This window comes from Micromonospora sp. NPDC005161, from assembly GCF_053599855.1.
Genome location: NZ_JBSFYQ010000041.1, coordinates 38338 through 62930, shown reverse-complemented (window position 1 = coordinate 62930; position 24593 = coordinate 38338). Strand labels below are relative to the sequence as shown.

Genomic DNA, 24593 nt, shown 5'->3' with positions numbered 1-24593 from the left:
CCAGTCCGGGGTATAAATCATAATTGGCACTGGCTTTTCAAGCACCCTGTTGAGTTCTCAAAGAACAACCACACACCGATCAAAAGCCCCACTCGTGGGGCCCCGTTTCGGGGCTTTCCTACCGCGTCCCCGCCGCTCACTGGCGCCGGGCACTTTTACTACGTTACCTCACCGTCTTCGCCGTGTCAAACCGTGTGTCCCGGTCTGTCGTGCTTCGTACGGGTTGGTCCCGGCGCACTCACGCAGCAGCGGACCGCTGCGTCAGGTCGTCGGATTCGGCAGGCCGGCCGCTGCGGTGTCCCGCAAGCTCGCCCGGTGCCCTGCCGGTGCTGAACCTTACCCGGTCGGTTCCGCTGCACCAAATCCGCCTCGCGGCAATTTCGGCGAGCCCCGCCCGGACCGTGCCCCGCAGGAGCGAACCCCTGCCTGACCCGGCTGCCGACCCGATCCGTTGCTCCAGGACCTTCGTCCTGTTTGCCCCGTTCCGCGCTGCCAGAGAGAAAGTTACGCGTCCGTGGGTTTGATCGTCAAATCCGGGGCCAGCGTCCCGCGTCACACTTACTGCGTAGAGAAGTATCCGCAGCTCAGCCCGGGTGGATAGCCCTCGAAGGGTCCGCACCGCTGCTCAAAGGGTTCTCGGGCCTCACTGACAGTGACCAGATCGTGTGCCGACGCGGACGAGGATCGTCAGGCGGCTGGACGGTCCTGGCGTCGACGGGCGGCGAACCAGGCGCGGACACCGAGGACGCCGACGGTGCTGCCGATCGCCAGGGACGCCACGATCAGGAGGGCGTGCACCCACAGGAAGCTGGTGGGCGAGCCGTCGCCCACCGCGCCGGACGTCCAGGAGCGCGGGTCCTGCCAGATGGCGACCGCGAACCTCGGCCAGATCACCCAGGTCCAGATCCCGACTCCGACCAGGAAGAGGGCCCACCCTCGCGACAGCACCATGGCAGCCGAGTATGCCAGCGGAGCTGGTCACGAGCAGGAACGCCGAGGTGTACCGGCACGAGGGTGGACCGGTCCGTCGCCGGAGTGACTCAGAAGCAGGTCCCGATTCCACCGATCGCCGGGTTGGCCCGGTCGTGGTGGTGGACGGCGCCGCCCGGGTCGCCCATCAGGCCACCCCAGATCGTGCAACCACCCCGGGCGTACGCCCGGACGGGACCGGCGGCGTAGAGCCTGGTGCCGTCGTCGACCCGGGTCGGCAGGTACTGCGCGGCGAGGTAGACCTGCGTGCGGGTGAGCGTGCCCCGGTAGGCCGACTTCACCGTCGTCGTGCAGGCGAACCCGGTGATCCGGTTGTACAGCAGATGGACGGTGCCGAGTCGGCTGCCGGTCTCCGCGTCCCGGATCGGGTCCTGGTCGACCTCGACGTAGCCGAACCCACAGAGCGCCTGCGGGGAGTACGGATCGAGCGCGCCGGCCTGCGCCGCGCTGCCGGTCCCGGTGCCGAGGCCCAGCGCGAGCGCCAGCACGGCGCTGAACCGTCCAATGGTGCGGTACATCTGCGTCCCCCTTTTTCGACATTGCCCGAATGCGGGACCAGAATGGTCGGTGGCCCGCCCGTGATCGAATGTGCCGGGCAGACACAGCACCGCCATAGCCGATGTGCGATAAGCGGGCACAGGCATGCTGACCTGGGAGTTGGCCCTGCCGGTCATCGACGCGCCACGGCTATGACGTATTTCTCAGCCGGCAATACCGTGAACTCGAAATTGCCAAACTGTTTCCGGCGGCAGTGGGGCGGGCACTGCTGAACGGTACGAACCAAGACCGTCTCCGGAGGTGCCCGTGCAACCGTCGATCTTCAATCCCGGAGTACCGCGAACGCGTCGGCAGCTACTACGCCGAGCGCTACCGGCCACACCATGCGCGGCGCCACGGGTAGCGTGAAGCCGTGGTCCGGACGGGCATGAGCGCGGTGGAGGCGGTCGACACGGTCGACGGCCTCCCGCTCGGTGTCGTGCCCCCGGCCAGCTCCGGCGATGGCCGTGAGCAACTCCTGGACGTACTCCGTGCTGGTGGTCTGCGGTACCGCGCCGGCGCGCGATGGCGGACGGCTCGCTGAGCCGATCCCGCTGACCGAGAGGGCGAACTCGCCCCGCTCGGCGCGCGCCCACGCGTCGCCCACCTTCCCGCACGAGAGGCACACCACCATGTCCGTCGCACGAATGCTCACCGGGGACCGGCCCACCGGCCGCCTGCACCTCGGCCACTACGTCGGCAGCATCGCCAACCGGGTCCGGCTGCACCGGCGTTACGAGAGCTTCTTCATCATCGCCGACCTGCACATGCTCACCACCAGAAACCGCCGCGAGGACATCGACCAGGTCTCCGGCAACGCCCGCGAGATGGTGACCGACATCCTCGCCGCCGGCGTCGACCCGGCGCGGGCCACCTTCTACCTCCAGTCCGCCATCCCGGAGGTCGGCGACCTCAACACCCTCCTGCAGAACCTGGTGACCGTGCCCCGGCTGGAACGGGTGCCGTCGTTGAAGGACATGGCCCGGGACGCCGGCAAGGAGGAGATGCCGTACGGGCTGCTCGGTTACCCGGTGCTCCAGGCCGCGGACATCCTCTGCGTGAAGGGCGAGGTGGTCCCGGTCGGCCGGGACAACGCGGCGCACGTCGAGGTGACCCGGGAGATCGCCCGCCGGTTCAACCACCTGTACGGGCCGGTCTTCCCGGTCCCCGAGCTGATCCTGGCAGACACGCCGAGCCTGGTGGGCACCGACGGCGCGGCCAAGATGAGCAAGAGCCGGGGCAACACGATCGCCCTCTCCGACGATCCGGCCACGGTGCGCCGCAAGGTGCTCGGCATGTACACCGATCCGAACCGGGTCCGGGCCGACGTGCCCGGAAAGGTGGAGGGCAACCCGGTCTTCGCGTACCACGAGGTGTTCAACCCCGACCGTGACGAGGTGGTCGACCTCGCCCGACGCTACCGGGCGGGGCGGGTGGGCGACGTCGAGGTCAAGGAGCGGCTCGTCGTCGCGCTGGAGGGGTTCCTGGCGCCGATCCGGGAACGTCGGGCCGCCATCGAGGCCGACCGTGGGCTGGTCGACCGACTGATCGTCGAGGGCACCGAACGAACCGGCCAGGAGATACGGCAGACGCTGATCGAGGTCCGCCGGGCGATGGGGCTCACCGGCGCGTACCAGCAGGTCCGCCGGCGGGCCGAGCGGAGCCGACGGCGGACGGACGCCCCGGCGTGACGGCGGGCAGCCCGCGTCGTCTCGGCGCCGCCGAACGGTGAGAACGGCCGAACCATCGGTCGATGCGGCCCGGGAGTGGCGCAGAATGCGAGGATGAAGGGGATTTTCGGCGTTCGTCCGGCACCGGCTGCGGAGACGCACCGGCCCACGATGTTCGAAATCTTCTTCGACCTGGTCTTCGTCTTCGCGCTCACCCGGGTCATCACGTTCATGGCGCAGCCACCGACCGCGCTCACCCTGGCCCAGGGGCTGCTCCTCCTGCTGCTGCTGATCTACTCCTGGGGCCCGTACCTCTGGTTGGGAAACCTGGTTCGCGCGGACGTCGGCGCGGTCCGCGCGGCCACCCTGACGGCGATGGCCGCCATCTTCGTGGCCGCACTACTGCTGCCGGACGCGTGGCGGCCTGGCCCGGAGCTGTTCGACGCGCCGCTCACCCTCGCCCTGGCCTACCTGGTCACCCGGGCGGTGCAGCTCGGGGTTCTGTTCTGGGTGAGCGCCACCGACCCGCCGCTGCGCTCGACCCTCCGGTTCTTCGCCGTGCCGGCGACGGTGGCCTGGCTCCCGCTCATCATCGGTGCGCTGCTCGGTGGCGCCGCCCAGACGGCGCTCTGGACGCTGGCGTTCCTGGTGGACATCGGCGGCGCCCGGGTCGCGTCCGCCTACCGCCCGTGGCCGCTGCGCAGCCTGGACCACTTCACCGAACGGTTCGGCCTGGTGCTCATCATCGCGCTGGGCGAGTCGCTGATCGCGGCAGGCGCGACGCCGAGGTCGATGGCGCCGATCGGGCCCGGCCTGGTGGCGGCGCTGCTCGGCCTCGTCACCACGGTCTGCCTGTGGTGGCTCTACTTCGACCGGCTCGCGCCCGCCGCCCGGCAGTCCATCACGCTGGTGCCGCGCGACCGGCGGTCCGACGTGGCCGGTGACGCGTACGGCCTCGTGCACGCCCCCCTGATCATCGGTGCCATCTACATCGCGCTCGGCATCGAGCAGGTGCTCGGTCACCTCACCGAGGAGAACGAGGGCCCCGCCCGGTTGGGTTGGGTCGTCGCCACCGCCCTCTACGGCGGCGCCGCCCTCTACCTGCTCGCACGGTTGCTCTTCCGCCGGCTCACCGTCCGCGCCGTGCACCCGGCGCAGGTCGTCGCCGCGCTGGTGCCGCTGGCCCTGCTGCCGATCGGGCGGGCCCTGCCCCCGCTGGCCGCGCTCGCCCTGCTGACCGTCTTCCTGATCGGGGTCACCTGGTACGAGCGCCGGTTCGACCGACGCGGCCCGCACGTCCAGGCGGCGTCACCGGTCGGTCCGTGAGTCTCGGAAGATTCCTCCGGCCGCCGTGTCGATATCCCCGGGGCCTGTTCGTCGTCATGCTGTACGGCGTACCCGCCGCACCGAGAGGAGCCGAGGCGTGAAGTACATGCTGCTGTTCATGACCCCCGCGACCACCGACTGGGACGAGCCCGTCGACGGGTGCAGTTTCGAGGACTGGATCCGCTACGACCGCGAGATGAAGGACGCAGGGATCTGGGTGTCCGGGCATCCCTTGCAGGACCTGACCACCTGCACGAGCGTGCAGGTCGGTGCGGGCGGCGAACGCACGATCACCGACGGGCCGTTTGCCGAGACCCGCGAGGTGCTCGGTGGGTACGACATCATCGACGTGCCGGATCTCGACGCCGCGCTGGAATGGGCGGCCCGCAGCCCCGGTGCCCTCGGCGGCGGGTCGGTCCAGGTGCGCCCGGTCGCCGAGATCGAGGTGGAGGCCTGACGGTGCCCGGCGAGGGGGCAAGCGGCCCGGCGCAGGTCGGGTCGTCCGTCGAGGCGGTGTTCCGGGAGGAGCGCGGCCGGCTGCTCGCCTCGCTGGTGCACCGCTTCGGCGACCTCGACCTGGCCGAGGAGGTCGCCTCCGAGGCCATCGAGGCGGCGCTGGTGCACTGGCCGACCGACGGCGTCCCGAGTCGGCCGGGGGCCTGGCTGCTCACCACGGCCCGCCGCCGCGCCGTGGACCGGCTCCGCCGCGACCGGGTACTGGCCACCCGGCTCGCCGTGCTCCAGGCCGAGGCCGAGCGGGCCGACGCCGCTCCACCCGCCGACGCGGACCGCGACCTGCCCGACGACCGGTTGGCGCTCTTCTTCACCTGCGCCCACCCGGCCCTGCCCGCCCAGGACCGCGGCGCGCTCACCCTGCGCTTCCTCGCCGACCTCACCACGGCCGAGGTCGCGCGGGCGTTCCTGGTGCCGCCCGCGACCATGGCCCAGCGACTCGTCCGGGCCAAACGGAAGATCCGCGACGCCCGCATCCCGTTCCGGGTGCCGGGCGCCGACGAACTACCCGAACGCCTGCCCACGGTGCTCCAGGCGGTCTACTCGGTCTTCACCGAGGGGTACGCCGCCAGCTCCGGCCCGGATCTCCAGCGGACCGACCTCGCCGAGGAGGCCATCCGGCTGGCCCGGATCCTGCGCCGGCTGCTGCCCGCCGAGCGGGAGGTCGCCGGGCTGCTCGGGCTGATGCTGCTCATCCACGCCCGACGTGCCGCGCGTACCGGGCCTGACGGCGGGATGGTCCTCCTCGACGACCAGGACCGCGGGCAGTGGGACCACCGCATGATCGACGAGGGGCGCCGGCTGGTGCTGGTCGCGCTGACCGGCGGACCACCCGGGCCGTACGGATTGCAGGCCGCCATCGCCGCGCTGCACGACGAGGCCGCCGACGTGGCCAGCACCGACTGGGCCCAGGTGGTGGCGCTCTACGACGTACTGCTCGGCCTGGTCCCCTCGCCGGTCGTCGCGCTCAACCGGGCCGCAGCGGTGGCCATGCGGGACGGGCCGGAGGCCGGCCTCGCCCTGCTGGACGAGTTGGCCGATGATCTGCGGCTGCGGGGCTACCACCTCTATCCGGCCACCCGGGCCGATCTGCTGCGCCGGCTCGGCCGGTACGGCGAGGCCGCGGCGGCGTACCGCAGCGCGCTGACGCTGGTCGGCACCGAGCCGGAACGGGCGCACCTGCTCCGCCGGCTGGAATCCGTCACCGCCGAGGAGCCGGCCGACTGAGCGGATCCGCTGGTTGGACGGCGTCCGCTGTAGCCTGCTCGGGTGAGTCTGCCTCTGCCCCCCGGCCAGTTCGCGGCGTACCTGTTCGACTGCGACGGCACCATCATCGACTCGATGCCGCTGCACTACCTGGCCTGGCAGCGGGCTCTGGACGAGTGGGGCTGCGAGTTCCCCGAGGATCTCTTCTACGCGTGGGGCGGCCGGCCGGCCGTCGACATCATCGTCACGCTGAACGAGCAGTACGGCCTGGCCATGCCGGTGGCGACCGTCGACGAGCGCCGGGAGAGCTACTACCAGGAGTTGCTGCCGCAGCTCGCCGCCGTGCCCGAGGTGCTGGCGCACATCCACGACGCGCACCGGCGGGTTCCGTTCGCTGTCGTCTCCGGCGGCACCCGGGCCTCGGTCACCGCCTCGCTCGGCGCGCTCGACCTGCTCGACCGGTTCGACGTGCTGGTCTGCGCCGGCGACTACACGCGGGCCAAGCCCGACCCGGAAGCCTTCCTGCTCGCGGCGGAGCAGCTCGGCGTACCCCCGGGCGCCTGCCTGGTCTTCGAGGACACCGACCTGGGCATCCAGGCCGCCACCGCGGCGGGCATGGCATCGGTACGCGTCCCGCGACCCCGGGACCGATCCGAGAGGTGACGCGGCCGGCCGGCGCCGGGATCAGTCCGGGCGGTGCTGGCGGTCGAGCGAGCGTCGGTGCCGCCGCAGCGCCCGGTGATGCGCGTGCGCGAGCAACCGGTCGACCTCGGCCAGGCTGCGCGGACCCGGGTTGAGCACGCAGGCCCACCCGTGGGTGCCGTACGCGGGATGGGGGACGACCTGGTCGAGGGCGGTGAAGTCGACCGCGTAACGATGCTCGGCGGACTGCGCCGGCGGGTAGCCGAACCGGCGCTCGAACTCCTCGCGGCCGAGGTCCAGGCTGAGCCGGAAGACGCCGGGCCGGTCGAGTTTCGAGTCCTCGTCGAAGCCGGCGGTGTCCTGGCCGACGAGGGTGGCGAACGGCCGGCGACGGTCCGGCCCGACGAAGAAGAACCGATCGCCCCAGCTGGACCGCGGGGCGCCGGACGCCTCGTCGGCCTGCACGACGGCCACCTCGGGCAGCGCGAGGATGAGCTCGGCGACGTCGTCGGGGCCGAGGTCGAACGACCAGGCGGCGGGCAGTGATGAAGAAGCCATGACCTTCACCGTATCGTTGAACCACCCGTTGAGACTTCTGCGTCGATCGCCTGAGGAGTGACAGCTGAACCCTCAAACCGCAGGACGTGCCTACCGGCCGGTGGACCTGGCTCGCGCGCACGGCATCTCCAGCCAGGCCGTCCGCAACTACGAGCGCGACGGCGTCATCCCGTCCGTCCGGCGCACGCCGAGCGGCTATCGCGCGTACACCGAGGTACACGCCGCGGCGCTGCGCGCCTACCTTGCCCTCGTCGCGGCGCACGGATACGCGACGGGCGGCGAGATCATGCGGGCCGCCGTTCGCAGCGACCTGGACACCGCCCTGCGCGCCGTCGACACCAGTCACGCGCAACTGCTGCGCGACCGCGAAACGCTCGACGCCGTCGAGACGACCATCGGGGTGCTCACCGCCGCACCGACGCCGACCCCGCCGGGCCGGCCGCTGGCCGTCGGCGACCTCGCCCGCCGGCTCGGCGTGACACCGGCGACGCTACGGAAGTGGGAACGGGCCGGCGTCCTGTCCCCGGCGCGCGACCGCCCCTCAGGGCAGCGGCAGTACGGCCCCGAGGACGTCCGCGACGCCGAGCTGGCCCATCTCCTGCGTCGGGGCGGTTACCTGTTGGACCACATCGCGACCGTGATGCGGCAGGTACGCGCGGCCGACGGCCCGGGGCCGTTGGCGGCGTCCCTGCACACCTGGCGGCAGCGCCTGGCCACGCGCGGACACGCGATGCTGGTGGCCGCCGGTCACCTCGCGAGCTACCTGGCGACGACCGAGCCGAGATCGCCCTAGCGAACCGTCAGCAGCAGCTTGCCGGAAAAGGACGTTTTGAGCCGCCGGTGCGCCTCCACCACCTTGCCCAGCGGGAACGTCTCGGCGACGTGCACCTCGAACGGTCCCGCCTCGATGAGCTCGTTGAGGCGCTGCAACTGCTCGGGGTTGGCGACGCCGTCGTACGCCCGGACCGGCGCGCCCGGCCGCTCGCGCGGCTCCGGCTGCACGCCATGGGGGTACGCGACCACGCCACCGTCGGACAGCGTTTCGGTGAGCCGGTCGAGCGTCCCGCCGCCGGCCATCGCCAGGATCCCGTTCACGCCAGCGGGGGCCGCTTCCCTGATCCGCGCGATCACCTCGGTCGGGTCGCCGTGACCTTCGAGGGACACGTCGGCGCCGAGTCGGGTCACCAGCGCCACTCCCTCCGGTCCGGAGGCCACGGCGACCACGTTCAGACCCTGCCGCTTGGCCAACTGCACGGCCAGGTGGCCCTGACCGCCGCTCGCGCCGAAGATCAACAGCCAGGCGCCCGCCGACAGGCTGAGGGCGTCCAGCCCGGCCAACGCGGTCAGCGCGTCGGTGGGCATGGCGCCCGCGTGCTGCGCCGACACACCCTCGGGCAGCTTCGCGGCGTACTGCGCCTTCGTCACCGCGTACTCGGCGTAGAAACCGCCCTTCGGCCGGGTGGTGGCGGCGACGTAGACCAGGTCACCGACCGCCACGTTGGTCACCTTGCTGCCGATCGCGGCGACGGTTCCGGCACCGTCGGAGCCGGGCACGATCGGGAACGCCGCGCCCTCGGGCACCAGCACGCCCTCCCGCTCGTACACGTCCCACACCCCGACGCCGGCGTTCCACACTTTGATCAGCACCTCGTCGGCGGCGACCTCCGGCACCGGCAGGATCCGCAGGGTGATCACCTCCGGCCCGCCGAACTCGTCGAAGGCCGCGGCCTGCATCTGCTCGGGCACATCCCCGTCAACCATGTGGATTCCCTCTCCGTGCCGGCGTCACCGTCGCAGCATGCCGGCTCCGGGACGGGCCGGGTCCGGGGCTGAGCCGCGTTCACCCACAAGGGCGACCGACGGCGCTCGGTCACCTCGGCGCCCTGGCGCCGCGCCTGCACGGGACGGCTGGTGACGCTCAGGACGTCTGGGGCTCCTGGCCGCGGAGCGCCTGCTCGACGGCGTCGCGCACCCGGGCCTCCTCACGCGTGCTGCGCCGGACCCGGTTGCGGCGTCGGTACCGCAGCGCCGCGACGAGTGCGGCGACCAGTACGAGGAGCACCAGCGCCAGCATCCACGGCAGGGCCCAGCCGTGCGTCGTGGCCTGGACCGGCTTGAGGGAGGTGGTGGAACCCGACGCGTCGGTGAGCCGGGGCGTGAGGGTCGCGGTTGCCGCCAACCACACGGCGGGCGCCACGCCACGTACGGGCACCGTCACGGTCCAGCTCTCACCGGGAAGCAGCTCCGGCGGAGCCGCGACATCGCCCGCCCCGACCCGCAGCGAACCGAACGGGCCCGAGACCGACACCGCCTGCTGGCCGGAAAGGGCCGCGTTGCCGGAGTTGTGGATCTTGTAGGTGACCGTGGCGTCGCCCCTGCGGAACGGGTTGAGCGTTCCGCCGTACGTCACGTGCAGATCCTCGATCGCGAGGTTCGGCTTCAGTTCGCCGCCGACCCGCAACTTGATCCGGATACCGAGGCGCCGATCCACGTTGATGCCCTCGGCCTGGTCCGCCTGTGTCAGCGAGGTGAGGATGCCGCCGACGTAGTCGCCGGGCGTGGCGTTGTCGGGAACGCTGATCTTGAAGGGGACCTGGGCGGTCTTCCCCGGCTGGATCGTGACGCTGCCGCGATCGGCGTGGACCCAGGCGCCGACCGCCACGGACTTCCCGTCCCTGGCGAGCAGGTCGAGCTGGCCCGCGCCGGTGGTGAAGCCGTCGGCGGTGTACACGGCCAGGTTGAGCGGGACCGGGCCGCGGTTGGCGACGACCATCGCGTCCTCGACCCGTCCACCGGGGTTCACGGCGTAGCTGAAGCTGGACCGGGCTGCGCCGTAGCTGTTGGAGGCCGTCCGGACCGTCCAGGCGACGTCACCTTCCGCCGCCAGCGCGGGGCCTGAAGCCAGGCCGGCGACGGCGGAGGTGGCGAGCAGAGCCACGGCGGCGGTACGGAGGAGGGCGGCGACGGTCGTTTTCCGGCGTGTTGGGGTCGTAGACATCTCGGGGTCCTCAGGCGGTCTGGGTTTTTCCGGAACGAGCGGCGGGGTAAACGCCCGAAGGTGCCTACCCCGCCAGCTCAGGCAGGTCTGATCAGCTGCTCAGCGCAGTGATCGTGAGGGTGGTGCGGTAGCTACCCTTGGCGATGCTGTCCGGGATCTTCAGGTCCAGGTCAGCGCCGAGCTTGGCGCCACCCCGGGGGTGACCCTGCGCGGCAGCACCGAGGCCGCTGGAAACCGAGAGGCCCTTGCCCTGGTCGTCGAGGGACGACAGGACGGGAGCACCGGCCTCGGCGCCAGCGCCGCCGTCGAGCACGTACGGAGTCCAGCCCAGGTAGGAGCCGGAGAACGTCTTGTCGCCGTCCTGGAAGTCACCCACGTTGGCCGAGATCGACCACGGAGCGAGCGAGCGGCGGCTGTCCGACACGAGGATCGGGTTGATCTTGCCGGTCGCTTCGAAGTAGGTGCCGTTGCGCTCCTGCGCGACACCGAGGTCCACCAGGCCGTTGTAGCCGTCGATCGTCCAGCCGAACTCACCCGGGGCCGGGTTCGGCACGTTGACCTGGATGGCCTGACCGTCGCCGTGGTACGGGTGCACCGTCACCTTGTCGGTGACCGAGCCGATCGGCTGACCGTCCGGGGTGTTGACGCAGGAGAGGCCGTTCTCGACAGCCGCGTTCGGCGCCGCGCAGGTGCCGCTGCGGACGTTCGCCAGAACCAGCTTGTCGCCGCGCACCTGCACCTTGACGTAGCTGCGGACGTGCTCCTGGTTCTGCGTCGAGTTGTACCAGTACTTGGCCGGGTCCAGCGGGTCCGGGCCGTTGCCGCGGATGCCGGTGCCGGTGTCGTCCGGCTTCTTGATGTCGTAGTACTTCGAGCCGGAGGCCGAGTTCGCCGTCACGTAGATGACGCCACCCGGGCCGGGGAAGACGTCGGCAGCACCGGGCTGCTCGGCCGGGTTCTCCTTCTGGCCGTTCTTGATGGAGTAGCTGCGGGAGTAGCTGTGGTCGTGACCCTGCAGCACCATGTCGACGCCCAGGTTCGAGAAGGCCGTGGTGAAGTCTTCCCGCCGCTGCTTGTTGTCGTTGTCGGTCGCGTGGCTGGCCGGCGAGTAGATGGAGTGGTGGTAGACCAGCACCTTCCACTTGGCCTCGGAGCCGTGCTTGTTGATCACGTCGGTGACGTACGCGACGTGCGCCGCGTCGCCACCGGCGGAGCCGTCCGCCGGGTTGGCGTAGCTGTTGCTGTTGAGGTCGATGAACAGCACATCCTTGTGGATGAACCAGTAGTCACCGCCGGACCGGGTCGCCTGGTCCCCGCTGTAGTACTGGGACGAGCGGTCGGTGTTCGGGGTGAAGTGGTGCTGCTCGTAGGACTTGCCGCCGACGTCGTGGTTACCGATGGTGGCGACGAGGGGGTACTGGCGCAGCTGCTCAGGGGCCAGGAACGAGGTCCACTGCCCCTCGTCGTTGGCGCTCTCGACGTGGTCGCCGGCGGACACCAGCAGCTCGGCGTTCGGGTTGGCCGCGGTGGCGACCTTCAGGGTCTCCTCCCAGCCGGCCTGGTCCTTCAGCCGGTCGCCGGAGGAGCCGATCTGCGGGTCGCCGAAGAACAGGAAGTCGTAGTCGCCCTCGAAGTCCTGCGTCTTGAAGGCGTACGCCGGGGACCAGCTGCCCTCGGCACCGACCCGGTACGAGTACGCCGTGTTCTCACGCAGGTTGGTGATCGTGGCGTGCCGGTTGAAGCCGGTGGTGGAGGTGTTCGCCGCGCCGACGGCGTCGAAGCTGAGCGCGCTGGCCGGGAACTCGCCGTTGACGATCTCGGTGGTCGGGGCGAGCTGGATCTTCTGCGCGGTGTCGGCGGAGGAGTACCAGGTCACCACGCGCTGGGTCTCGTTGGCGCCGACGCCGAGGATGACGCCCGTGATCGTGGTGGACTCGGCCGCGCTGGCGATGGCCGTCAGGCCGCTGCCGATGGCTGCGGTCATTCCGAGGAGTCCCGCTGCGACCCCGGCGACCACACGCCGCCGCACGAGCCCGGGGGCTCGTGTCGAGGTGCTCAATGTCATTGACATTGTTCCCTTTTCGAATAGAGAAATGGATGGTCTTCCCCCGACGTTGGGGAAGCGAATCCAAGCTTTCGTCGCGTGATGAACCAACCGTGAACGTGATCTTGCGGATGGCTGCACTTCGCGCATTACTTAGCCGTGCTCAGGATCCCGACACACGTTGCGCGAACCAAACGATCCCCATAATGGACACGCAGGCGGAAATGGCTCCGGTCGCCCAGAGTCCCGTTTTCGGCGCTCGTCGCCGCAGCACGATCAGCAACGGGAAGACGATCGCGATGATCGCCAACTGCACGACCTCGATGCCGACGTTGAACACCAGCAGGGACCACAACAGGGTCCACGACCACGCCTCGTCGATGCCCAGCGCGCCCGCGAATCCCAGGCCGTGCACGAGGCCGAAGCAGAACACGACACCGAGGCGGATCCAGCCGGAGCGGTCCAGGCTGAAGTGGCCGCGGCCCGCCGGATCGAGGTCGGTGGCGTGGTCGCCGCGCCGCCAGATGCCCCACAGGTGCCAGCCGGCGACCACGGCGATCGACAGCGCGATGATCGGTTCCACGATCCTCGCCGGTACGTCGACCAGACCGAGGGCGGCCAGCATGAACGTGACCGAGTGCGCCAGGGTGAAGCTCGTCGCCGCGAGCACGATCTCCCGCAGGCGCCGCGACCCGGCGATGAGCGCCAGCAGGAACAGGATGTGGTCGATCCCGGACAGCAGGTGCTCGGCGCCCAGTAGGAAGAACTCCCCGAACCGCTCGTGCCAGGACTGGCCGGTCGAGAAGGAGGGGTTGCCGGCGTCGAGCGCAGCGCTGCCCGAACGGCCGTCGATCTCGTAGGTGACGATCGTCTTCGTGCCCTTGACGTAGCCCTCGTCGTCCGGGAACAGGCCGCTGCGCACCTCGTGCTCGCCGGTCCGCTGGGGACACGCCCAGTCGAGCAGCAGGTCCGCGTACGGCACGCCCTCACGCTCACCGATCGTCGCGTCGCCCACCCGCGTGGGCTGGCACGCCGCACCCTGCGCGGTCACCGCGAAGCGATCGGCGACATATCTGAGGGTCGTCTCGGCATGCTTGTTCAACGCTGCGGCCTGCGCCTCGGAGTCACCCGCGTCGAACGCGGCGGTGCCCTCCTGGAAGAGCGGATCGTTGTGACCGGCATCGGCGGCGGACACGACCAGGAGGTCGTATTCGAGCTCCACCGCAGTGCCAATGTGACCCTCGTCTCCCGGTGTGATTTTTGCGTAGACGGTCGACGAGAAGCCGTGCGCGGAGGCCGGCCCGGTTCCTAAAAAGGGGATAACCGCCGCAGCGATCCCGACAACAATGACGATAACGGTGCGGCGGACGCGCCCGAACATGCGACTCCCTCGGTTGGCCAGTGCACGCTGCATGCCGTGGGTGAACAGGAGCCCGCCCTCCGACGAACCGGTGGAAAACAAAATCCTGGAGCGACGACGCACGCATCGGCAGTGGCTGGAATTGGGATAGGAATACGCAGAAGTACGAGCACCTTTTCCACCACCACTCGGAGGACGATCGCCTTGCGCCCCCCGCTTCGGGCGGTTGCCATGCTGGCCGCCGCCGCCGCGCTGGTCACCGGATGCAGCTCCGGCGACGACTGGTCAGAGCCGCACCCCAGACCCACCGCCGTCGGCTCCCTCGGCCCGGGGTTCGTCGACCCCTCCGCCCCGCCCGCTCCGGAGGGGACGGTCCGGCCGCGGCCCGGTTCGTGGACTGGTGTCCACCCGTCCCGGGAATACCGGGTGGTGCTGCTCACCGCCGGCGACGACCAGCCGACCAAGACTCTCGTGACGGCCGTCGAGGGCTGGGCCGACGACGAACACCTCGATCTAAGGAAGGCCGTCGTGGGTGACACCCACGATGCCGTTCCGAGCATCACCAAGGCCATGGGGATGCACCCCGACCTCATCGTCAGCGCGGGCAACGACCTCATCGACGCCCTTGCGCTGGTCACCCCGAACCACCTGGACCAGCAGTTCCTCGTGGTCGGGGCGGAGCTGGCCGAGCCCACCCACAACGTGACGGCGGTCGACTGGGCCGGCGCGTCGTTCCGTGGTGAGGGGCTCGGCGCGTCGTCGACCTACGACCCCGCCTCGTTCACGGCCGAGCGCTGCGCGGCGGCCATCCGGGCGGGCGTGGCGGCCGTGCTCAACGACCTGACCGGGATCGTGGTCTGGCTCGACCAGCCCGAGTGATCGGGGTAAGCGACGTCCAGGGGCCCGGTGTGGAGACTGATGCCTCCACACCGGGCCCGGGAGATCGCCGAGCGGATCTAGGTCGCGGAGCAGGTGGGGGTCATTCCCCCACCGGTTCCGGTGCCCTGGTAGCCGAACTCGGTGAACTGGCCGGGGGCGATCGAGCCGTTGTGACCGACGTTGGTGAACCGCACCGCTCCGGTGTCCCCGCTCCGGTTGGCGTTCCAGGCGTTGGTGACGCTGGCGCCCGGCGGCAGGGTCATGGCGACCGTCCAGCCGTTGACCGGCGATGATCCCGCGGTCACCCGAACCGTGGCGACGAAACCGCCCGTCCACTGGTTGATCGACACCGTCGCCGAGCAGCCGGCGCCGGTCGGAGGCGGCGTGGTCGGCGGAGGGGTGGTCGGCGGCGGCGTGGTGGTGGGCGGGGTGGTCGGGCCGTCGGTGAGGGTCGGCGTCTGCCAGTCCCGCCAGTCGGCCAACCTGCCCAGCGCCCTGCTCGAAATCCTGATCACACCCGGATCGGTCCCCGTCTTCAGCAGGAACTTCCTGATGTTCTTCTGCAACGGGTCGCGCCACTCGGGCCGGTTGGCGCAGTGGCTGCCGTCCTGGACGTCGGACCAGTAGGTGATGTTGTCGCCCGCACCGAGCGCCCGGTAGACCTCCGCGCCGCCCAGGGCCGCCACACTCGCGGACCGGGGACCAAGGTTGGCGATGTGCGGGTTGTCCATGATGAACAGCCCTCGCGGCGCCACCATGGCCACCATCTCGTGCGTGTCCACCGGAAGCCTGGTCGGGCTGCCCGTGAACGAGCCGAACGCGTCCCCGAGCCACGGCTGCTCGCCGTACGCGCTGCTCAGACTCTGGGCGCCCTCACCGGGGATCCCTCGGAAGATGGGCACACCGGCGCTACCCGACTCGATCGGCATGGTCAGAGCGATGCGCTGGTCGAACACACCGATCGCGAACGCGCCCTTGCCGTACCGCGAGCAACCCGTGACGCCCATCGCGTCGGCCTTGAGAATTCTGCCGTCCGACTGCTCGATGACGTCGATGATCCGGCTCACGCCCCAGCCCCAGGCGGCGAGCAGCCCGGTGCTGCTCGAGGAGCCGTAGATGCTGTAGAAGGCGCCCTGCTTGTTGTTCCGGGGCGTACCCTCTCGCCCGACCGCCAGGGGGTCGTAGCTGATGACGGCGGCGCCGGCGGCCTTGATGGTGGCCGTGTCCGCGCCGAACCCGCCCACGACCACGACGGCCGGGAAGGGTCCGGAACCACTCGGCAGCTCGACCCTCGCCGAGAAGCTGGCGCTCCTGCCGTTGTGATTCACATTCACCGTGATGGTGGTGTTCGAGACCGTCCCCGTGACGGTCGCCGGCTTCGCGGGCTTCTCGCCGTAGACGAACTTCTCCGCCAGTTCCCTGATCTCCGCCCGGCGGCACCGCCAGTCGGCCTTGGTGGAGATGGTCGTACCGTTCAGCTTCCTGAAGGGTTCGGGAAGCTTGGCGTTGGTGGGCAGGGATCCCAGGTCAGGCAGGCCCGACACCGCGCAGTCGGCGCCCTCATCCTCCACTGACGCCGCGGCGACGAGGCTGTCGACGGCGGCCTCTGCCGTGGGGGTTCTCGCAACTACCGTCACCGATCCAGCGACCGTGAGCGCTGTTATCGCCAGCGCGACGACCACGGAACGGGTCCTGGAACGGCCCCTGGTGCCACCAACCAGGACGCCACCACACCCCGGATGTCGTTGATCGCTGCGGATGGAGCCGGCCGGACACTCCCGGATATCGAAAGTTTTCGAAGCAGATGGGTGCCGGCCCCGACGCCCCCGTTCGGCCCGACCGTCAGTAGGCCCGGTGCCAGAGGGGGAGGAGCCCGGCGAGGATCAGCGCGGCGCCGACCGGCAGCAGGTCCAGGTTGATGGCGATGGACACGAAGCCGAGCAGTACCAGCGGCGGGCCCCAGCCTGGAATGAGTCGCGGACGGCCGACAGCGGCCCGCACCAGCAGGGTGAGTAGCCCGAACTGAAACAGCAGCGGGCCCACCGCCAGCACCGGATCCGGAAGTGGCACGGCATCGCCCAGCCGGGGAAAGAGGTCGCCGAGGATCACCCAGAGGAACGCGGCCACGCCGACCAGCCCGGCGGCCGTCGCCACATCCAGAAGCACCCGGAGCCCGGTGCCCGGCGTGGTGCTCGAACCAGCGGCACCGGCGGACCCGAGCAGCCGCCGCAGACCGACGACCAGACCCGCGAAGAGTACGAACGCGACCAGGAACAGGGCGTGGCCCAGGTCCCACGCCCAGCCCGGGCCGTGGTCGCCGTCCAGGCCGTCGATGATCCGCAGGATGCCGTAGAGCAGCAGGAGCACGGGGGCGCCGACGGCCGCCGTCCGCACCAGGTGGAACGGCTGACGGGAGACCCGTACATCGGTGTCGGTCATCGCCTCAGCCTGGCAGGGCGCCGCCCGACCCTCCATCGGGATGTTCCTGTATCGGTCCCGGAGATGCCCACCCTGAGGTCTCTCGTCCACGGTCAGCATCCGTGTCATCCTGCTCGCATGGTGATCAAAGACGAAGACGTGGCGATCAGGGCAGCGCAGGCGGGAGCCGCTGTTGTGCGGGCCATGTACGGGGCCTCGCTGGCGCGCTTCGACAAATCCGGCGGAGATTTCGCCACTGCCGCGGACCTCGAAGCGGAGAAGGTCATCCTCGACGTCCTTCGTTCCACCCGCCCGCAGGATGCCGTCACAGGTGAGGAGAGCGGACGTACGGGCGACAGCGCCGCCGAGCGGATGTGGCTGGTCGACCCCCTGTGCGGCACGCTGAACTACGCCGCGCGCACCATGCTGGTCGGAGTGAACGTCGCGCTGCGGACGGGTTCGACAGTCACTGCGGCTGCCTCAGCCGACCCGTTCGCCGATGAGGTGTTCTGGACTGACGGCACCCGTGCGTACCTGCGCCGCGACGAAGTGGACGAGCAGCTCAGGCCGTCGGCCGAGTCGGCGTTGGTGGACGTCACTCGATCCGCCGTTCCCGAACGCTCCAGAGTTCCGGGCTGTGCGGCTGCTCGCCGACGCGGGGTTCGTCGAGCGGTTCCGCCCACGCGTGGTCTCCACCAGCCTGGCGTTGGCGTGGGTGGCAGCCGGCCGGCGAGCGGCGTACGTGACCGACGGCGACATGCGGGACAGCGTGCACTTCGCCGCTGGAATCGGCCTGTGCCGGGCAGCGGGATGCGTGGTGACCGACATCCAGGGGCAACCGCTGCACAGCGGCGCGGGCGGGCTCATCGTGGCGGCAGATCAGGAGACGCACGCCGCCCTGCTGGCGCTGGTCGAACATCAGGGGGAAGGGGTCGCGCGGTGACCAGCCGGGCCGGTGAAGCGTTCGAGACCGACCGTGCCGTGTCCGACATCGAGGTGCTGCTCGCCGCGGACCTACCCACCGGTGGCGCGACGGTCAGCGAGGGGGACCCGGTCACCGGGGAGTGGACCGCCACCAGGGGCGAGGGCTTCCACATCAGCCCGCTCTGGGAGAGCGACGACCTCGTTGGGGTGTACGGGACGGAGTGGAACAAGGCGGAGGAGGCCGCGGCGGAGAACCTGGCCCTCGTCGTACGCGACTTGGACAGCCGGTGGGGACCGCACCGGCGGGTTTCCATGCGCGTGCCGCTCTTTCGGAATCAGGCGGGCGAACCCATGCCGGCGATGTTCCAGGCGTTGTGCGATGTGGACTGTTACGGCGATCTGGCCGTCTGGGGGCCGCTGACGGTGAGCGGGCGATGGATCGCGGTCTCCGTCAACCAGTGCGACGGAGACGCCCCGATGATCCTGACGGCGGTCGTCAGCGACCGGCCCATCATCGAACTGGCGGACTGACTCCTGCCGCCTTGCGGGCAGCGATGCCCGAGGCCATCAGCTAGGGTGCGGACCCACCATCCCTCACCGGAGAGCACATGAATCGCAAGAAGGCCACCTGGCCTCGTGTCGCGACAGTGGCAGCAGTGCTGGCGACGGCCACGCTGTTCAGCACCCCGCCGGCAGCTCTTGCCGCCGAGGCACTGCCCGACTTGTTCGTCTCCTTCGACCGCGAGCCCGTTGCTGAGATCGACAACAACGGAGCCACCGTCGGCATGTTCGTCTACAACGACGGTGAAGCCACCGCCACCGGGGTAACCGTCACCCTCGACCTGAGCAAGGTCTCCGATCGGGTCACCGCATCCGTGCCCGAGTGGACCGACATCTGCAAGCTGGCCGGCACCAAGGTCACCTGCACCGTTGGAGTGCTCGAGGCTGGTCAAACCACCACCCTGCAACCCCTCTCGCTGGCCAGCAAGACAGGTGCCGCCCCCGGCGACGCGGGGTCGGTGACCGTGACCATCGACGGCGCCGAAGACGACATGTCCCCGGGCAACGACACCGAGTCGTTCCCGGTCACGGTGGTCGCGTCCGGCCCGGATCTGGTGGCCGCCGCGCAGGCCCTGAACGACAAGGGCAACCCGGTCGGCCCCGGCGACACCGTTCCGCTGTACGCGGGCGTCGGGAACGAGGGCGACACCGCCGCGACCGACTTCACGGTGCGGGTCAGTGTCCCCACCGGTGCGACCTTCGCCGAGCGGTACAGCGACTGCACCTACACCGACTACTACCCGAAGGACACCGGCCTGCCGTACGTGTACGGCCCGGGCGAGGTCAGCTGCGTCGTCCCGCTGACCCTCGAACCCGGCAAAGGCCTGCTGTTCTTGGACGACGAGACCGGCTCGTCGCTGTTCAACGTCACGTTCGGCCGCAACCTGAGGGGTCCGGACGAGATCTACGGCTCGGTCGACGTCGCACTGGCCGGCGAAGGACGCTCGGCGAAGAACAGCACCCGCGCCAAGGGCACGGGACCATCGTTCGCCGATGCCGTTCGTAAGCTGCAGGCGAAGGGCGCGAAGGGCGACCTCGCCAAGCAGCGCTCCGCACAACGCGAACTCGACGAGTCTGACAACTACGCCGACTTCGCGTTCTGGACCAAGAAGAACACCCTCGACGTCGCTGTGACGGCACCGGCTGTCCGGGGCGCCGTCGGGCAGACCGTCGACCTCGCCTACGAGGTCGTCAACAACGGTCCCTCCGACGGTGGCGGCCCGTCGGTGCTCATCACCGCGCCGACCGGCACGGTGCTGCTGCCCGCCAAGTGGTGCTACACCGACGGCACCGAGCACGAGATATTGCCGGAATCGGCGAAGCTCCGCTGCAGCTTCGAGAGCGAGTTCCCGACCACGGCGTCCGGCTACGGCCGGATCAAGGCAACCGTGCAGGTGAAGATCAAGTCTGCTCCGGGCACCGACGGCACGATCGTCGCCCGCAGCGTCACCTCAGCGGCCGAGTCGAAGCCGGAGAACAACACCGCCCGGATCGTCATCACCACCGGCACCAACGGTGGCGGGGGCGACAACGGTGACGGGGACGACGACGGTGGCTCTGGTGGCGGCCTGCCCGTCACCGGCGCCCCGGCCGCCGCCCTCGCCGGTACCGGTGCGGCAGTGCTCGCGCTCGGTGCCGTGCTGCTCGTGCTGTTCCGCCGTCGCCGCGTCGTGCTCCAGGCTCCGCGCGACTGACCAGCATCACTAACACCGACAGGGGCGGGCCGAACCAGGCCCGCCCCTGTCGCTTTCGTCGATCTGGAGCGGTTCGGTGACTGCACGACGTGGTGTGCCGGACCCGCCCGCCTCACCCGGCGCTGATGGCGTTCAGCTCGGCCAGCGCGTCCTCGGAAAGGGTCAGCGCGGTGGCGGAGAAGTTCTGGCGCAGGTGCGCGACGGATGAGGTGCCGGGGATGAGCAGGATGTTCGGGGAGCGCTGGAGCAGCCACGCCAGCGCGACCGCCATCGGTGTGTTGCCGAGACGCGTGGCGACGCCGTTCAGCACGTCGGACTGAAGCGGGGAGAAGCCGCCGAGCGGAAAGTAGGGCACGTAGGCGATGCCCTGTGCGGCGAGGGCGTCGACCATGTCGTCGTCGTCCCGGTTCGCGATGTTGTAGAAGTTCTGCACGCACACGATCGGGGCGATGGCCTGCGCCTCGGCGATCTGTTCGGCGTTGACCGTGCTGAGGCCGAGGTGCTTGATCAACCCCTCCTGCTGCAAGTGCGCGAGCACGGCGAACGGCTCGGAGATGGAGCCGGGGATGGGCCGGTCGAAGCCGCCGACGCGCAGGTTGACCACGTCGAGCACGTCGAGCCCGAGGTGATCCAGGTTGTCGTGCACGGCCTCGCGCAGCTGCTCGGGAGCCGGCGCCTTCACCCAGTTCCCCTCGGCATCCCGCAGCGACCCGACCTTCGTCACGACGTGCACGTCGTTCGGATACGGGTGCAGAGCCTCCTTGATGATCTCGTTCGTGACGTACGGGCCGTAGAAGTCGGCCGTGTCGATGTGGTTGATTCCCAGGTCGACGGCCTCACGCAGTACGGCCACCGCGGCGTCGCGGTCGGCCGGCGGACCGAAGGCGTGCGGGCCGGCCAACTGCATCGCGCCGTACCCCATCCGGGCGACCACCAGGTCCCCCATGGTGAATGTTCCGCCGGAAGGTGTGCTTGACGTCATGCCGAATTCCTCTCACTGTTGCCGCAAATCGGACGAGCTTCCCGCCGGCTCGGGCGCCAGACGGCGGCGCCAGCGGGTGACTGCTCCACACTCCGCCCACCGGGGTGAAACAGGATGAGCCCCGGTGATCCTGGGAGTGGCAGGGACAGGCAGACCGCGACCCACGCGGTTAACCTGGGGAGGGTGCGCGACAACAATCTGCTCGGCGGCTACCTGCGGGCACGCCGCGAGCTCGTCCAGCCCGACAGCGTCGGCCTGCCCGCCGACGGGGTGCGGCGCGTAGCCGGGCTACGGCGTGAAGAGGTCGCCATGCTCGCCGGCATCAGCGCCGACTACTACCTGCGACTCGAGCAGGGCCGCGACCGCAATCCGTCGATGCAGGTCCTCGAGGCACTCGCCCGCGTCCTGCGCCTCGACGACGCGGCGACCGACTACCTGCTGAGCCTGGCCACACCACAGCCCCGGCACCGGCGACGTCGTCCACGGCGAGAAACCGTACCGGCCAGCATCCGTCAACTGCTCGATGTCGTGGGCATACCCGCGTTCGTCGAGGACCGCTATTTCGACGTGCTCGCCGCCAACAGCCTCGCCCGCGCGCTGTCGCCCAACCTGCAGGCCGGCCAGAACCGACTCACCGCCATGTTCCTCGACCCAGCCGAACGCGCGATGTACCCCGACTGGGACGTGGCCACGGCCAACCTGGTCGGCAGCTTCCGCAGGGCCGTGGGCACCGACACCGACGACCCGCGATTCGTCCAGCTCGTCGGCGAACTGTCCCTGGCCAGCCCACGATTCCGACAGCTCTGGGCCCGGCACGACGTCCGGACCTGCGAGGGCATGCCCACCCGCATGCAGCACCCTCAGGTCGGCGAACTCATTCTCAACCGCGAGAAGCTCAGCGTCGGCGGCGCCAAAGGTCAACTGCTCGTTGTCTACCACGCTCAACCGGGCACGAGCAGCGCCGAGAAGATGGCCCTACTCGCCTCCCTGACGATCCCCGCCGCTCCGGTCACCCACGCTCCGGCCGCCGACATCGCCGCAGCCTGACAACCCCGCGCGACCGGCCGAGGCCCTGACGACGGGCGGCAGCCGCCTGAGGCGCCGGCTCAGCGTGCTGCCGGCGTCAGCCGCACACAGCACTGGCCCGGGCTCGGATCGAGCACCACAAGGTGCGGTTCCTCCGCACCGTCGGCGACGCCCCGCAGCAGCTGAAGGTTGACCCCGCACACGAGTGCCGTGAACTGCTGGGCGAGCCGATGGAACGGACAGTTCCCCAACGCCAGGGCGCCTCCGTTCTGATCCTGGCGCCGCGGCTCGTAGCCGGCCTCCTCGAGCGCCGCCACGACATCGTCCGCCGCCGCGCCGATCGATCTCCCGGCCTCGTACGCCGTTCGATCAAGCACCTCCTTGACGGGCGTCCCGGTGTCGATCGACTCTGCCACGGCCGCCGCGAGCAACCCGCCGACGAGGTCGTAGTGCCGCTCGGGCACTGACACCGCCACCTCGCCCGCCATCCGTCGGTACAGCTTCGCGGGACGACCCGCGCCGGGCCCCGTGCGGCCTGCTGGCCGGCGGTACTCGACGGCCAGCAGGCCCTGGTCCGCCAGCCGGTCGAGATGGAATGCGGCGATCCGCCGGCTGACCCCCAGAGCGTTGGCCGCAGCGTCACGGCTGATCGCGTCCGCGCTGCGGGCGACGAAGTCGAACACGGCTCGGCGTGTCGGGTCGTCGAGGGCGGCCAGGGCGGCGATGCGGTCGGGCCGGGGGCGAGGAGCCATGACCGAAGTGTAAAACACGCGCTTATTGACTTTAGAAGGGAGCGCCCCTAGCGTCTCTAAAAGACAGACAATGCGTTTCTAGAAGATTGGGGACTCTCGTGGCCACCACCGCATCGAGCTCATCAACGATCGCTGGACTGACTGCACGCACAGGAGGCCCTGCCCAGCAAGCGTTCCTGTTGCTGCGCACCGTCTTCACGGTGGCGCCGATCGCGTTCGGCCTGGACAAGTTCTTCAACCTGTTGACCGAATGGCCGGGCTACCTGGCGCCCTTCGTCGACCGGCTCGTCCCGGGCACCGGGCAGCAGGCGATGTACGCCGTCGGCGTGATCGAGATCGTGGCCGGCCTCCTCGTGGCGGCGCGGCCCAAGTACGGCGCTGTCGTGGTGGCCGCCTGGCTGGCCGGGATCATCGTGAACCTTCTGCTGCTCGGCGAGTACTACGACGTGGCCCTGCGCGACTTCGGCCTGCTCGTCGGCGCACTGGCGCTGTGGCGGCTGGCCAGCGATCGCCGCACCGCAGATCCGTCCGCGCCCCGCCGATAGCGACCAACGACGGACGGCAAGAGGCGTCTGACTGCCTTCCGGCAGGTCAGACGCCTCTCATCTTGTGCGCCGGTCCGGGCGAGTGCGTCGTGGGTGAAGCTCCGTCGCGCAGCCACCTTGCGGGGTAGCGCGACGACGCATATCGTGCCGATGTATCGGAGTGATATATCGAGGCGACGCTCACGGTCGCCGCCCAAGCGGGAGGTGCGATGAGGTCGATCGACTACGACACGGAGCAGCACCAGGACTACGCGCGCGGGCGCGCGGTCACCCAGCAGCAACTGCGGGTGTGGATCAACGCCTTTGCAGCGGTACTGCCCGAGCGGCGCCCGCTGGCGGGGCTGGACATCGGCTCGGGGACCGGCAGATACACCCCCGCGCTGGCAGAAGCGTTCGGGCCAGTCACCGGCATCGAGCCGTCGGTCCGCATGCGCGAGGTCGCGCAGACGCAGTCCCAGCATCCCGGAGTGCGATATCTGGCAGGCGCCGCCGAGGACATGCCGGTGCCGTCCAACAGTGCCGACTACGCACTCATGTTCCTGTCGTGGCACCACGTCCAGGACAAGCCCCGGGCTGCCCGGGAACTGGCCAGGGTGCTCAGGCCCGGCGGGCGGCTGCTCCTGCGCGCGAATTTCAGCGACCACCATCCGCGGCCGTGGTGGCTGGAACACTTCCCCAACGGTTACGACGTGGACGCCTCGCTGTTTCAGCCGCTGCACGAGGCCATCGCGATGTTCACATCGGTGGGCTGGCGCGTTGCCAGCTTCGGGACGGTCACCGAGCCGTCCTCGGGCACCTACGGCGACGTGCTCGAACGGCTGCGCCTGCGTACCCTCTCGTTCTTCGCGCAGCTCAGCCCCGACGACCTGGAGACTGGCTTCCGCCGACTGGAGCAGGCGGTTGCCGCACACCCCGACGCACCAGCGCCCGTGTTCGCTGAGCCGCTGCTCACACTCGAACTGGGCTGA

24 protein-coding genes and 1 pseudogene are annotated in these 24593 nt (G+C 70.1%); 13 read left to right on the top strand and 12 right to left on the bottom strand.

What is annotated here, in order from left to right; all coding sequences use genetic code 11:
- Window positions 1–687: 687 nt before the first annotated feature.
- The 3 genes from ACWD5O_RS29800 to ACWD5O_RS29790 all read right to left on the bottom strand — a co-directional run bounded on the left by ACWD5O_RS29800 (window position 688) and on the right by ACWD5O_RS29790 (window position 2134).
- Window positions 688–951, bottom strand: coding sequence for an SCO4848 family membrane protein (locus tag ACWD5O_RS29800; RefSeq protein ID WP_354968482.1), 264 nt, complete (start codon window positions 949–951; stop codon window positions 688–690).
- An 89-nt stretch (window positions 952–1040) separates the two neighbouring features.
- Window positions 1041–1508 carry a hypothetical protein gene (locus ACWD5O_RS29795; protein ID WP_450087337.1) on the bottom strand — a complete coding sequence of 156 codons (468 nt, stop codon included), beginning with the start codon at window positions 1506–1508 and terminating at the stop codon, window positions 1041–1043.
- A gap of 302 nt (window positions 1509–1810) precedes the next feature.
- Window positions 1811–2134, bottom strand: coding sequence for a hypothetical protein (locus tag ACWD5O_RS29790; protein ID WP_387330121.1), 324 nt, complete (start codon window positions 2132–2134; stop codon window positions 1811–1813).
- A gap of 25 nt (window positions 2135–2159) precedes the next feature.
- Between ACWD5O_RS29790 and trpS the strand changes: the two genes are divergently transcribed.
- The 5 genes from trpS (at window position 2160) to ACWD5O_RS29765 (ending at window position 6905) form a co-directional block, all read left to right on the top strand.
- Complete coding sequence (gene trpS, locus ACWD5O_RS29785; RefSeq protein WP_450087336.1) at window positions 2160–3218, top strand: tryptophan--tRNA ligase; 1059 nt, start codon at window positions 2160–2162, stop codon at window positions 3216–3218.
- A 93-nt stretch (window positions 3219–3311) separates the two neighbouring features.
- Window positions 3312–4523 (top strand): low temperature requirement protein A, encoded by a 1212-nt coding sequence (locus ACWD5O_RS29780; protein WP_354968478.1) that lies wholly within the window; start codon window positions 3312–3314, stop codon window positions 4521–4523.
- Window positions 4524–4629: 106 nt separating this feature from the next.
- Window positions 4630–4980 carry a YciI family protein gene (locus ACWD5O_RS29775; protein ID WP_354968485.1) on the top strand — a complete coding sequence of 117 codons (351 nt, stop codon included), beginning with the start codon at window positions 4630–4632 and terminating at the stop codon, window positions 4978–4980.
- A 2-nt stretch (window positions 4981–4982) separates the two neighbouring features.
- Window positions 4983–6263: an RNA polymerase sigma factor gene (locus ACWD5O_RS29770; RefSeq protein WP_450087335.1), complete on the top strand. Its 1281-nt coding sequence runs from the start codon at window positions 4983–4985 to the stop codon at window positions 6261–6263.
- 42 nt (window positions 6264–6305) lie between these two features.
- On the top strand, window positions 6306–6905 hold the full coding sequence (locus tag ACWD5O_RS29765; protein ID WP_450087334.1) for an HAD family hydrolase: 600 nt from the start codon (window positions 6306–6308) through the stop codon (window positions 6903–6905).
- A gap of 21 nt (window positions 6906–6926) precedes the next feature.
- Here ACWD5O_RS29765 and ACWD5O_RS29760 read toward each other — a convergent pair whose 3' ends face one another.
- A complete protein-coding gene (locus tag ACWD5O_RS29760) occupies window positions 6927–7442 on the bottom strand; it encodes a DUF6194 family protein (protein ID WP_450087333.1) in 516 nt (171 codons plus the stop codon).
- Between the two features lie 100 nt (window positions 7443–7542).
- Between ACWD5O_RS29760 and ACWD5O_RS29755 the strand changes: the two genes are divergently transcribed.
- Entirely contained in the window at window positions 7543–8235 is a 693-nt protein-coding gene (locus ACWD5O_RS29755) for a TioE family transcriptional regulator (protein ID WP_450087332.1), read from the top strand.
- On the opposite strand, the gene ACWD5O_RS29750 is transcribed toward ACWD5O_RS29755, so the two are convergent.
- The 4 genes from ACWD5O_RS29750 to ACWD5O_RS29735 all read right to left on the bottom strand — a co-directional run bounded on the left by ACWD5O_RS29750 (window position 8232) and on the right by ACWD5O_RS29735 (window position 13865).
- Window positions 8232–9203, bottom strand: coding sequence for a quinone oxidoreductase family protein (locus tag ACWD5O_RS29750; protein ID WP_387330133.1), 972 nt, complete (start codon window positions 9201–9203; stop codon window positions 8232–8234). The genes ACWD5O_RS29755 and ACWD5O_RS29750 overlap by 4 nt on opposite strands.
- A gap of 157 nt (window positions 9204–9360) precedes the next feature.
- The gene (locus ACWD5O_RS29745; protein WP_450087331.1) at window positions 9361–10440 is read right to left on the bottom strand and encodes a WxL protein peptidoglycan domain-containing protein; all 1080 of its coding nucleotides are present in this window, start codon (window positions 10438–10440) and stop codon (window positions 9361–9363) included.
- Between the two features lie 91 nt (window positions 10441–10531).
- Entirely contained in the window at window positions 10532–12424 is a 1893-nt protein-coding gene (locus tag ACWD5O_RS29740) for a fibronectin type III domain-containing protein (RefSeq protein ID WP_450087330.1), read from the bottom strand.
- 223 nt (window positions 12425–12647) lie between these two features.
- A complete protein-coding gene (locus tag ACWD5O_RS29735; RefSeq protein WP_450087329.1) occupies window positions 12648–13865 on the bottom strand; it encodes a HupE/UreJ family protein in 1218 nt (405 codons plus the stop codon).
- Window positions 13866–14048: 183 nt separating this feature from the next.
- Between ACWD5O_RS29735 and ACWD5O_RS29730 the strand changes: the two genes are divergently transcribed.
- On the top strand, window positions 14049–14723 hold the full coding sequence (locus ACWD5O_RS29730) for a hypothetical protein (RefSeq protein WP_450087328.1): 675 nt from the start codon (window positions 14049–14051) through the stop codon (window positions 14721–14723).
- A 77-nt stretch (window positions 14724–14800) separates the two neighbouring features.
- On the opposite strand, the gene ACWD5O_RS29725 is transcribed toward ACWD5O_RS29730, so the two are convergent.
- Both ACWD5O_RS29725 and ACWD5O_RS29720 read right to left on the bottom strand, forming a co-directional pair.
- Window positions 14801–16360 (bottom strand): glucuronyl esterase domain-containing protein, encoded by a 1560-nt coding sequence (locus ACWD5O_RS29725; RefSeq protein ID WP_450087327.1) that lies wholly within the window; start codon window positions 16358–16360, stop codon window positions 14801–14803.
- A 205-nt stretch (window positions 16361–16565) separates the two neighbouring features.
- Complete coding sequence (locus ACWD5O_RS29720) at window positions 16566–17162, bottom strand: hypothetical protein (protein ID WP_450087326.1); 597 nt, start codon at window positions 17160–17162, stop codon at window positions 16566–16568.
- A gap of 117 nt (window positions 17163–17279) precedes the next feature.
- On the opposite strand from ACWD5O_RS29720, the pseudogene ACWD5O_RS29715 reads away from it, so the two are divergent.
- The 3 genes and pseudogenes from ACWD5O_RS29715 to ACWD5O_RS29705 all read left to right on the top strand — a co-directional run bounded on the left by ACWD5O_RS29715 (window position 17280) and on the right by ACWD5O_RS29705 (window position 20320).
- Window positions 17280–18084: pseudogene (locus ACWD5O_RS29715) on the top strand (inositol monophosphatase family protein).
- Window positions 18081–18596 carry a hypothetical protein gene (locus ACWD5O_RS29710; protein WP_450087325.1) on the top strand — a complete coding sequence of 172 codons (516 nt, stop codon included), beginning with the start codon at window positions 18081–18083 and terminating at the stop codon, window positions 18594–18596. Before ACWD5O_RS29715 ends, ACWD5O_RS29710 begins: the two are co-directional and overlap by 4 nt.
- 77 nt (window positions 18597–18673) lie before the next feature.
- Window positions 18674–20320: a peptidase gene (locus tag ACWD5O_RS29705; protein ID WP_450087324.1), complete on the top strand. Its 1647-nt coding sequence runs from the start codon at window positions 18674–18676 to the stop codon at window positions 20318–20320.
- Window positions 20321–20432: 112 nt separating this feature from the next.
- Here the strand turns inward: ACWD5O_RS29705 and ACWD5O_RS29700 are convergent, their stop codons facing one another.
- The gene (locus ACWD5O_RS29700; protein WP_450087323.1) at window positions 20433–21302 is read right to left on the bottom strand and encodes an aldo/keto reductase family oxidoreductase; all 870 of its coding nucleotides are present in this window, start codon (window positions 21300–21302) and stop codon (window positions 20433–20435) included.
- A 183-nt stretch (window positions 21303–21485) separates the two neighbouring features.
- Between ACWD5O_RS29700 and ACWD5O_RS29695 the strand changes: the two genes are divergently transcribed.
- Window positions 21486–22349, top strand: a complete 864-nt coding sequence (locus ACWD5O_RS29695) for a helix-turn-helix transcriptional regulator (RefSeq protein ID WP_387330164.1) — start codon at window positions 21486–21488, stop codon at window positions 22347–22349.
- 59 nt (window positions 22350–22408) lie between these two features.
- Here ACWD5O_RS29695 and ACWD5O_RS29690 read toward each other — a convergent pair whose 3' ends face one another.
- A complete protein-coding gene (locus tag ACWD5O_RS29690; RefSeq protein ID WP_387330167.1) occupies window positions 22409–23080 on the bottom strand; it encodes a helix-turn-helix transcriptional regulator in 672 nt (223 codons plus the stop codon).
- A gap of 200 nt (window positions 23081–23280) precedes the next feature.
- Here ACWD5O_RS29690 and ACWD5O_RS29685 point away from each other — a divergent pair, with 200 nt between their 5' ends.
- A complete protein-coding gene (locus ACWD5O_RS29685; protein ID WP_450087322.1) occupies window positions 23281–23625 on the top strand; it encodes a hypothetical protein in 345 nt (114 codons plus the stop codon).
- 209 nt (window positions 23626–23834) lie between these two features.
- On the top strand, window positions 23835–24593 hold the full coding sequence (locus tag ACWD5O_RS29680; RefSeq protein ID WP_450087321.1) for a class I SAM-dependent methyltransferase: 759 nt from the start codon (window positions 23835–23837) through the stop codon (window positions 24591–24593).